Annotated in this window: 5 protein-coding genes; 2 read left to right on the top strand and 3 right to left on the bottom strand. The window is 51.7% G+C overall.

What is annotated here, in order from left to right:
- Both B2067_RS10445 and B2067_RS10440 read right to left on the bottom strand, forming a co-directional pair.
- Positions 1–3,008 (bottom strand): hypothetical protein (locus B2067_RS10445; RefSeq protein ID WP_301388392.1); only part of this gene is annotated, 3,008 nt, incomplete at its 3' end.
- Positions 3,009–3,421: 413 nt separating this feature from the next.
- Positions 3,422–4,534, bottom strand: a complete 1,113-nt coding sequence (locus B2067_RS10440; protein WP_301388391.1) for a DcaP family trimeric outer membrane transporter — start codon at positions 4,532–4,534, stop codon at positions 3,422–3,424.
- A gap of 358 nt (positions 4,535–4,892) precedes the next feature.
- Between B2067_RS10440 and acs the strand changes: the two genes are divergently transcribed.
- Positions 4,893–6,857 carry an acetate--CoA ligase gene (gene acs, locus B2067_RS10435; protein ID WP_301388390.1) on the top strand — a complete coding sequence of 655 codons (1,965 nt, stop codon included), beginning with the start codon at positions 4,893–4,895 and terminating at the stop codon, positions 6,855–6,857.
- 85 nt (positions 6,858–6,942) lie between these two features.
- Positions 6,943–7,626, top strand: a complete 684-nt coding sequence (locus B2067_RS10430) for a response regulator (RefSeq protein WP_301388389.1) — start codon at positions 6,943–6,945, stop codon at positions 7,624–7,626.
- Between the two features lie 23 nt (positions 7,627–7,649).
- Here B2067_RS10430 and B2067_RS10425 read toward each other — a convergent pair whose 3' ends face one another.
- On the bottom strand, positions 7,650–11,090 hold the full coding sequence (locus B2067_RS10425) for a PAS domain-containing hybrid sensor histidine kinase/response regulator (protein WP_301388388.1): 3,441 nt from the start codon (positions 11,088–11,090) through the stop codon (positions 7,650–7,652).
- Between the last annotated feature and the right edge of the window lie 28 nt (positions 11,091–11,118).

The raw sequence follows: 11,118 nt of genomic DNA, 5'->3' as shown, positions 1-11,118 counted from the left end.
AGCTGAACAGTAAGATCATTGGTATTGTTGGCCAGGCGGTTGTCGAAGTTCACGCCTTCAAGGCTGGCATTGCCACTGATCTGGCTTTGTGTGGTCGCCGACGTATCAAAAACAACGGTCAGGGGCGGTGCCTGATTACCGGCAGGGATAATCTGACTGTAGGTACACAGCAGCTCACTGCCGCTGACTGAACAGTTCCAGTCAGTACCTGAGTAACTATCGAGCGTCAGGCCGTCATTCAGTGGGATGCGGATGACACTTCCCTGAGGCGCGTCCAAAGGACCATTGTTTGAGGCGGTGAAGGTGTAGATTGCATCGGCCCCGCGGGATATGCGGGCAGGTGCGCTGGTATCCAGTATGAGGTCGGAGACAGGTTCATTCGGTACACTGATGATTTCTGCGGTAAGAAAAACCAGATCCTGACCGGAAGAGTAGGTGGTTGTTACTGAGGTATTTCCGGGGGTAAGGTACTGCCCGACCTGAAAGTCATCAATATCGACGCCCGGCGAGTTACCTTTGATATTCGAGAACGAATTAAACTGATTATTCGTTGGATTACCTCCATCGGTGAGGCTATTGCCCTCGAATACCAGAGCCTCATTCTGACCATTGAAGCTTTGTGAATTGCTATCGTCGCCTTCCCAGGTGATGTGCGCGTGTTTCGCGCCGAGAGATTGGGCGTTCTGCGAAATAATAAAATTATCGGGGGCTAATGTAATCGACTGCCCACGGAAAGAGCGGAAGCCATCGTAGAGGTTAACCACACGTAGCGGCTCACTGGCATTTTCATAGATAATCAGAAGTGCCCAGCCACCGTATGCGGTCGCGAAATCACAGTAAGGAGTCTGAGCGCGACTGAAACTTACACCACTGACTGTGTATGTGCCCGAGCCGTTGACCAAGCCGGTGACATTAGCGCGCGAACTATAGTAAATGGAATTAAAGCTTTGCCCCTGTTGTCCAGGGATGACGTAAGACTGCTCGTACGTATAGCCCGCAGTAACCTGAGCGCCATTCAACGTAGCCGTGTTGTCGGCGTTACCCGAACCGGACCAGTAAAGGTAGGCAGCCTCGATGTTGCTTCCCGCGGGAAGTGTAATGGAATCGCTTGACGAGGCCAGGGGAGTCTGACATCCATTCGTGCCCTGACGGAAATGGCCACCTAATAACTCATAATTCAGATTGCCCGCGAGGCTGTCCCGCAGAAGGATTTCGCCATTGCTCAGGCTCTGCGAGGCCACCGTAATGGGTGGAGCGGCGATTTGCGTATCGGAAGAACCCGAGCTAACCACTGCTATATTGGAGATTACAGCACCCTGTGGCGCACTGGCCGAGACCGTCGCATCTATAACAATTTCTTCGCTGCCGTTGGCGGCAACCGACATATTATTGATGACCACAACGCCAGTGCCATTAGCCCCCGCCGTCGCTGGCTGGCTGTTGTTAACACTGCCCGCAGGCTGGCGGATAACATTAAAGCCGTTTATGTACTGCGGCATATTGTCGGTGAGCGTCACGTTGTTGGCGTTGAAGCTGCTGTTGTTGATGAGGTCAATGGTGAAACGGAGAGTGTCACCGGGGTAGAGCTGACCACCATTGAGATCGATGACGCTTTTTACAGACGCAGAAAAATCCGCATCCTGAATATCGATGCTGACCGCGTCTGTGTTATCGAACAGGTTGTTGTCAAAATTGACGCCGCTGACTGTGGCTTCCGTCGTGACGCTGCTGGCGGTACTGCCTGAGGTCGACAGCAGCATGGAAAGCGGTGGCGTTGTGGTATTAATGGTCAGAGGTGAGTTATAGGTACATGTCACTTCTGAGGTGTTTGCGGAGCAACTCCAGTTCGTACCTTCGGCACTGACGAAGCTGGTCTCAGAGCCCAGGGGAATGGTGACGACGCTTCCAGCAGGCTCATTACTCGGCCCCTGGTTGGTTACTGATAAGCTGTAGGTAATATCAGAGCCACGGGATACGAGGGTATCGAAGCTCTGAATATCGACCGCCAGATCGCTGACAGCTTCATTCGGGATACTGATGATTTCGGCGCTGAGGAAAACCCTGTCCTGACCAGAGGAATACGTTGTGGTGACGCTGGTCTGGCCTGCCTGCAGGAAATTACCAATCTGATAAACATCAAGGTCTACCCCTGATGTGTTCGAGCTGGTGCTATTGGAGTACGAGTTAAACTGATTGCCCGCGGGATTGCCCGTACCAGTCAGGTTGCTGCCGTTGAAGATCAGAGCTTCGGACACACCGTTGAGTGTCTGAGAGTTCCCTGCGTCACCTTCCCAGGTGATATGGCCGTGGCGACCTTGTTTCAGTGAAGGATTGTCAGAGACGATAAAGTTGCTTGGGGTAAGAGTAATTGAGCTACCCCAGTAATCACGGAAGCCGTCGAACAGGTTGACCACCCGCAGAGGCTCATTGGCATTCTCATACACCACCAATAAAGCCCAGCCGCCATAGACATTGGCGACATCACAGTATGCCTGGTTGGTATCAAAGGTAAGGCCGCTGACGCTGTAAATCCCTGAGCCCGTTATGCGGTTACTGACATCAGCCCGGGCACTGAAATAATTACGGTTCTCTACTACCAGGTCGTAGGAAACACCCGCATTAACGGAAGCACCGTTAAGAGACACTGTATTGTCGGCCTGACCAGAGCCAGACCAATACAAATACGCGGCACGAATGGTACTACCAGCCGGAATCTGTAACGCGGCGCTGGAGGATTGCAGCGCCTGGCATTGGTTGAATGAGCTGCCGTCTCTCAGAGAGGCCCCGGTCAGAGCAAAGGCAATGTTGCCTGCATAGCTTTTATACAGCTCTATCTCTTTCGCATGGGAGAGGGCGCTGAAGAAAAGTAACTGAATCGTGATAACGCAGAAAACCAGAGCGGATATCCATCGGCTCTGGTTATGGTTGGCACAAGACACCCGCCCGCAGATACTAGCAGGTAGAGCCAGATTCAAATGATTACTTCCCCAAGCAATATTATGCGTCACGCACTCGCCGATGACTGCACACCGGTTAAATTGCGTCACAAATCGAAATGTTGCGTAATATTAAGGCCGGTAATGTTACGCGTCAATTAACTGATAAAGTGTTAATTAAATGAGAAATATACGTAAAAACAGTTAGTTGGCGAGCGTCTCTACTACTTAGTGGTAGGTTGAGTGTAATTCTGACGTTTTGAGTTTTATTGTTGTTTGTATGATTCCAATAACAGCTATTAACTCACATTTATCGCGGGAGTGTCGGGATTGGCCACTAAGGAAGACTATTTGTCAGTTGAATGTAAATGGCTGCTGGGGCGTTCAATTCTGCCATCTCTTGCTGGGGTGAACATCTTTACTAACGAGATGTAAAAAGCCCGGCAAATGCCGGGCTCTTGGTTTGCTATCGATCGTTTCAGGAATCAGAAGGCGTATTTAGTGGTGAAGTAAATACGATTCATACTGGCTTCGTCGCCACCTTCACGTTCTACGGTGGCTGTACTGAATTCCGCGCCGTAGGTCAGTTTCGCAACGGGAGAGCGCATGACATTTACGCGAACACTGGATGCGTCTGTAACAGGAGCACTGGTAAAGGTTGCATCATCATCATAGTCTGCGGACAGCATGCCGTAGATCAGACTTGAGCGCCATTCGCTGTTCCAGTGATGGCGATAGGCTACAAAGGCTGCAGTTGTTTCACTGGCTTCGAGGTCGTCGCCTACCAGAGAGACATCCGCGACGGCACCCAAGCCAACGTAACGGCCGACACCGCTACCAGCGGTTGCGCTGAATTTCAGATCGTCTTTGCCGATCATTACTTTACCGGACAGATTGACGCCATAACCGATAGTTGTGGTGTCGTCGTCTTCAAGAGCACCGTCGTAGGTCAGTTGACGCACCAGAGCAGCAGCTACGAGATCAGCGTTGCCCGCTTTGATTTTGTAGCTGGCAGTGATATCCGGAATCATGCCGTTGTCACCGCTATCGCCGGCACCGGTTGTCTGCGGGTTTTCCAGAGCAATCGCGAGGTCGCCCATGGTATAGCGCACCTGAGATTGGCGGATAAATACGGTGGATTCACTTGGGCCAATAAAGTCAGCAGACTCAGGGAGAGCGCCCACATTCATAAAGTTTGACCAGGTCTGACCGACGAGTAAGCCATCGTATTTGATAAAGGCATGGCGCAGGCGTGGACCGTAGGAATTCGAAGCGACCTCGTTACCGCCCGCACCTTCAAAATCCAGCTCGATAAATGTCGTGACGGATTTGTCGTTGCCGACGTCCGTGACAGTTTTGAAGTTGAAACGCGACGTTCGGGCTGTCATATCAAGCTCTGTCGTATCTGGCTCGGTTCCGGGCTGGATGGTAGACGGAACATAAAATTCCCTGCCCAGTCCGTCAGTCACGTTGCCATCGGAATATGAACTCAGCATGGCATCCATTTTAATGAAACCGCCGAAGCTGAACTCGGTGTTAGCAGCATTCACAGCCATGGGTAGTGCTGCGGCCATCAGAATTAAGGGTGTTTTGCGCATGCTTACTCTCCTGATTATTGTTTGAGCAATTTCACTATGGTGCACAAAATCTGTGCAGCGGAATTAGCCAATAGTCGAAGCCACTTAAGTCGAAGGCATATATACGGTCACCAGCAAGTCTGGCCTGAAAGAGAGAACTGCTTTGGGGAATGGGTGCTTTTGTTGTCTCTTGTGACTTAACTGACTAGTCTGTGAGTAAGTAGAAATGAAGACCTGAAGTCTCAGAACGGGGCGGGCAGTTGATTATCCGGGCAAACCATCGCTAGACCATCGTCTAATTCAGGTGTGGCGCAGGATTGCAGACACTGAAACCAATCGGAAGCCGTGACAGGGCCGTGTTTTCACAGGAGAAATAATAATGAGTGATCAGCCAAAGGCGAATGAAAAGATTTACAGCGTGAAACCAGAATACGCCGACAGCGCCTGGATCAACAATGAAAAGTACCTGGAAATGTACCAGCAGTCAGTGGTGAACCCAGAGGGCTTCTGGCGCGATCAGGCTAACGACCGTATCGACTGGATCAAACCTTTCAGTAAAGTCCGCAACGTATCGTTTGATGATCACAACGTGGATATCCGCTGGTTTGAGGACGGTACACTCAACGCGGCTGCCAACTGCCTGGATCGCCACCTGGAAACCCGTGGAGACCAGACCGCTATTATCTGGGAAGGCGACAACCCAGAAGAAGATCGCACTATTACCTATCGCGAACTGCATGACGAAGTATCCCGTTTCGGTAACGCGCTTCGGAGTCAGGGTGTGCGCAAAGGTGACGTCGTATGCATCTACATGCCGATGATTCCCGAAGCGGCCGTCGCCATGTTGGCGTGTGCCCGTATCGGCGCCATTCATTCGGTCGTCTTTGGCGGTTTTTCGCCGGATGCACTGGCAGGGCGTATTGAAGACAGTAATGCCAAAATCGTGATCACCGCAGACGAAGGTGTCCGCGCTGGCCGGGCCGTTGCTCTGAAAGCTAACGTAGACGAAGCCTTAACTCACCCAAGCATTCGTTCACTGGAAAAGGTCATTGTTGTTAAGCGGACCGGAGGTGACATTGCATGGCATGATGCGCGCGATGTCTGGTACGAAGATCTGGTTAAGATTGCCTCTCCAAATTGCCCAGCTGAAGAGATGGGTGCAGAAGATCCGTTATTTATTCTCTATACCTCGGGCTCGACCGGTAAGCCGAAGGGAGTACTGCACACTACAGGCGGTTACATGGTCTGGGCGTCAATTACGCACCAGTATGTATTTGATTATCACGATGGTGATGTGTACTGGTGTACTGCAGACGTAGGCTGGATTACCGGGCATACGTACCTGCTGTATGGTCCGCTCGCTAACGGTGGTATCACCGTAATGATGGAGAGTGTACCGAATTATCCGACCAGCGCACGTATGTCGCAGATCGTTGATAAGCATAAGGTCAATATTCTTTATACCGCTCCGACAGCGATTCGTTCGCTGATGGCTGAAGGTGCCGCGCCAGTAGAGGGAACCAGCCGATCTTCGCTGCGTCTGCTTGGTTCGGTCGGTGAGCCGATCAATCCTGAAGCCTGGGAGTGGTACTACAAAACCATTGGTGACGAGCGTTGCCCGATTGTTGATACCTGGTGGCAGACGGAAACTGGCGGCATCATGATCACGCCATTACCGGGTGCGACCGATATGAAGCCGGGCTCGGCAACCCGTCCGTTCTTTGGGGTTCAACCAGCGCTGGTCGACAACTCGGGCATGATTCTCGAAGGTGCTACCGACGGTAATCTGGTGATGGTTGATAGCTGGCCGGGCCAGTCACGTAGTGTTTATGGTGATCATGAGCGCTTCGTGCAGACATACTTCTCTACTTTCCGCGGTATGTATTTCACCGGTGATGGCGCACGTCGCGATGCCGATGGTTACTACTGGATTACTGGACGGGTCGATGATGTTCTCAATGTATCCGGACACCGCATGGGCACCGCAGAAATTGAAAGTGCGATGGTTGCTCACAGCAAGGTCGCAGAGGCTGCGGTTGTGGGTTATCCGCACGACATTAAAGGGCAGGGCATCTACGTTTACGTAACGTTAAATGCGGGCGAAGAAGCCTCAGACGAGCTGGCAAAAGAGCTGCGTGACTGGGTGCGATCAGAGATCGGGCCGGTGGCGACCCCTGATTTAATTCAGATCACGCCGGGGCTGCCTAAGACTCGCTCAGGTAAGATCATGCGCCGGATTCTTCGCAAGATCGCCGCCAACGAGCATGATGCCTTGGGGGACACTTCCACACTCGCTGATCCAACGGTGGTTGATACTTTGATTGATCAGCGGTTAAATCGCTGAGGTCGGCCTGAAAGGAATACCGGACAAACTGTCCGGTTTTCTGTATCTGGCCCATAATAAAAATAAATCTTTGCCGGAGTTAGCTATGCAACTAGCGCAAAAGATGATTGTTGCAGATGATCATCCTCTGTTCCGTACTGCGTTACAGCAGGCTGTCAGCCAGATAGCACCAGATGCTGAGATCGTTCAGGCTGAGTCCTTGCCGGAGCTTCAGACCGTGGTTGAAGGCCATACAGACACAGATCTGATTCTTCTGGACCTCAATATGCCTGGGGCGCACGGTTATTCGGGTCTGGTATTCCTTCGTTCTCATTACCCTGAGATACCGGTGATGGTTGTGTCTGCCTGTGAAGACCCTGCCGTTATGTGTCAGGCGATTGATCACGAAGCATCGGGGTACATCGCTAAGTCTTCGTCGCTGGAAGAGATCTCTGCTGCTATAGGTGAGGTGCTCAAAGGGGATATTTATCTACCCAAGCAAGCCCGGCAGCATCAGCATGCACCAGACACAGTATCTATGGATCTGGCGCAAAAACTGGCAAGCCTGACGCCCCAGCAGTTCAGGGTGCTGACAATGATGTCGGAAGGTATGTTGAATAAGCAGATCGCCTATGACCTGGAAGTCAGTGAAGCGACGATTAAGGCGCACGTCACGGCAATATTTCGCAAGCTGGGCGTACGCACCCGGACTCAGGCGGTGATTGCTGTACAGACGCTCGACATAGAACGTAATGATCTGGCATCAGATCCGGTTGGTGAGGCCGAGTAAGGCCTCTATGTCTGTCTGCCGTATCAGTGTTTGGCAATGCGGCGCATCAATGCCCTGAGGGATGCCGGTCTTACAGGCTTACCGAGGAATTGATAACCATCCTGTTTCGCTTTTTCAGCCACTTGTGAGCGCGGGTCTGCAGTAATCAGAATGCCCGGAATTTCAATATCACCAAACTTTTCCCGCAGTCGCGACATCACATCCAGCCCCGTAACATCGCCGTCCAGTTGAAAATCAGCCAGCATGATGTCGGGTTTAAATGGGATATCTTCCGCATCAATTTCATTCTGGGCTGCGAAAATGTCGCAGCCCCAGCTTGAGAGCAGGGCTTTCATGCCTTCCAGGACTTCCGGATCATTATCGATACAGAAGGCCTTCAGATGCGCGAAGCTGGCAGCCTGCGGCGTGGTATGAACTGCTATCGCCTCTTCAGCCTGAGCTGCGGTTAAGGGCAGAGTAATAGCGAAACAGGTTCCTGCTCCTGGCTTAGATGTTACCTGAATCGGATGATCCATCCGCTTTGCCATGCGCTCAACAATCGCAAGCCCGAGCCCCAGCCCTTTACTGTCTTGCGGTGTGTTATTGAGACGGCGGAACTCACGGAATATTTCTTCTATTTTATCATCCGGTATTCCAGGGCCTGTATCCCAGACTTCTAACCTGAGGGTGTCACCACGAAAGCGACAGCCAACCAGAATACCGCCACTTTCGGTGTAACGGACAGCGTTACTGATAAAGTTCTGAATGATCCTGCGTAGCCAGTGAGCATCACTTATTACCCAGGCAGTGGTATAGCGGACGGTTAATTTGATACCACGCTCCTGCGCGAGCGCACCGAACTCGTCGCGAAGCGGTTTAAGAATCCTCTCCAACGACACAGGCATAGGTTTCGGTTCCATATTACCGGAGTCAAGCTTGGATATTTCGACAAGATGCGAGAGTACTTCCTCTGCAGATTGCAAAGACCCTTCAAGGTGCTGCAATAGTTCACTTTGTTTTTCTGAAAGAGATTGTTGGGCCAGAGTAGAGGCAAACAACTTAGCCGCATTCAGCGGCTGCATAAGATCATGGCCCGTAGCTGCAAGGAAGCGTGTTTTACTCTGATTGGCTTCAATCAGCTGTGCAGCGAGTTCATCCAGTTCTTCGGAGCGTTTTTCTACCCGACGTTCAAGGCTGATGTTCGCCTCTTTGAGAGCACGCTCCGCTTGCCTGTGAACGGTAATATCTGTAAAGCTCGTTACGAAGCCTCCGTCCGGCATTGGATGGCCTTGCATGGAAACGACGACACCGTTCGGTAGTTGTCGTTCAAACTCGTGCGCGGATCCTGTTCTCAGGAATTGCATGCGGCGTTGCACTTGTTCTTCGACTTCGCCTTCGCCACAGAAGCCACGCATGGCGTTGTAAGCAATGACGCCTTCTATAGCTTTACCTACGTGTATGAAGCCACTGGGGTATTCAAAGAGCTCGGAGTAGCGGTTATTCCAGGCGACGAGCTTGAGGTCGCGGTCAATAACGCTGACACCTTGTCGAATATTTTCCAGCGCTGCCTGGAGTTGTTCCCGACTCATGGCAAAGGCGTTAGATGCTTCGCTGGCGAGAAGAGTAAGATCCTTGAGCTGGATCTGCTCGCCGCCCAATAAAGTAGAAAAAATCAATCGTGCAGAAGATGACCCTACGACAGAGCCGAGCAGCTCTTCAGCATCATGTAAGAGTTCATTTGAAGCGGCGGCATTGTCGTACTGAAGGCCGTGCGTTCCCTGATAAACGTGGAAGAAGCTATCAGATTTTTCCTGACCAAGAATACGTTCCAGAACGACCCTGACATCGTCGACTTTGCAGTCCAGGCTGCTTTTCGGGCGTCGCTCCGGTGCTGCACGCATACTGGTGAACTCGTTCGCCAACATACGCTCTCTTACAGGAGCTGTAGAGACCACAGAAAATACAATATATAGCGTGATGTTAACCATCAGGCTGACAATGACAGCGAAGCTGAAATCGTCCATATCGAAACCTAGCAGGGCGTATGGTATGAGCACATCGACGCTGTCTGCGCCCAGCTGTTGGCTGACAACGGGCCAGAACAGCTGCTGAAACCAGATAAATATGCCACCGAGAATACCCGCAATGGCCCCCTGACGATTACCGCCTTGCCAAAGTAATCCGCCAAACAGCGCGGGCGCGAACTGAGCGATGGCAGCGAACGACAGAAGACCGATCGCTGCCAGAGACTCCAGCCCTCCGGCGAAGCGGTAAAAGACATATGAACTCAACAGAAGCAGACCAATAACAAGACGACGGACTGTCAGAACCAGCTGTTGAACAGATTCCAGCTGCTGTCCGTCACGTTGCTGACGGCGGAAAATAACAGGCAGCACGACTTCATTTGAAATCATGGTGCTGACCGCAATGGTTGCGACAATGATCATACCCGTGGCAGCACTGGCGCCACCGATGAAGGCAAACATGGCTAAAGCGTCTGCCCCCATGGTCAATGGCAGGCTGACAACGTATGAGTCGGGCGAGAAGCCAAGGTCCTTCATAAACAGATGGCCGGAGAGTGCCAGTGGCGCAACAAATAACAACATGAGTGCCAGGTAAAGAGGAAACATCCATCGTGCCGACTGGATGTGGCCTGTGGACTCGTTCTCGATTACTCCTACCTGAAACTGTCGCGGTAAACAAAGAATGGCGATGCCGGCAAGCAAAGTCTGGAGCATAAAGGAGACAGAGATGAAACTGCTGTTAAACAGCGGATGGTTAGGGTCCGTTTCTCGGGCAATACGCACCACATCGCCTGGCGTATCATAAAGTGAATAAATCGCCCAGAGGCCGACCGCCACCATGGCGACGAGCTTTACGACAGATTCAAATGCGACAGCCAGTATCATGCCGGGGTGTTGCTCGCTGGCATCAATATCCCGGGTGCCAAACATGACGACAAAAAGTGCCATCAGCAGAGTGATATAAAAAGCCGTGTCTTGAAATATCAGTTCGGGAATAGGGTGGCTGAACCCTAGCGGCTGGGTCAGTAACTCGTAGGTCGTCGAAATGGCTTTTAATTGCAGCGCGATATACGGAATCACCCCAACAACTGCAACCACTGTGACCAGAATGGCCAGTGAATGGTCTTTACCATATCGGGTGGCAATAAAATCGGCGATAGACGTCAGGCGCTTCTCTTTGGTGATACGGATAATGCGTTCGAGGAGTGGCCATAACAGCAACAGAAATATAATCGGGCCGACATATATCGCCATAAACAGCCAGCCACTGCTGGCGGCCTGACCGACCGCACCGTAAAACGTCCAGGACGTGCAGTAGACTGCGAGTGAAAGGCTGTACACCAGTGGGCGGTTATGGACGGGGTTACCTGAAATCGCACGCTTGTCGCCGTACCAGGCAACTGCGAAGAGAATGGCGATATAAGCTAGTGAAAGAAGCAGTAGATGCCAGTCAGGAATCATACATTTTTCCGGTTATTTTCTTTCAGCC

The organism is Thalassolituus sp. UBA2590 (assembly GCF_002339775.1).
Lineage (GTDB): Bacteria > Pseudomonadota > Gammaproteobacteria > Pseudomonadales > Oceanobacteraceae > Thalassolituus.
This window is presented reverse-complemented; position numbering and strand designations above follow the sequence as displayed.

What these genes read in the sequence shown, in the direction of transcription:
- B2067_RS10440 (WP_301388391.1), bottom strand. Translation starts at nt 4,534, where the DNA reads ATGCGCAAAACACCCTTAATTCTGATGGCCGCAGCACTACCCATGGCT.
- acs (WP_301388390.1), top strand. Translation starts at nt 4,893, where the DNA reads ATGAGTGATCAGCCAAAGGCGAATGAAAAGATTTACAGCGTGAAACCA.
- B2067_RS10430 (WP_301388389.1), top strand. Translation starts at nt 6,943, where the DNA reads ATGCAACTAGCGCAAAAGATGATTGTTGCAGATGATCATCCTCTGTTC.
- B2067_RS10425 (WP_301388388.1), bottom strand. Translation starts at nt 11,090, where the DNA reads ATGATTCCTGACTGGCATCTACTGCTTCTTTCACTAGCTTATATCGCC.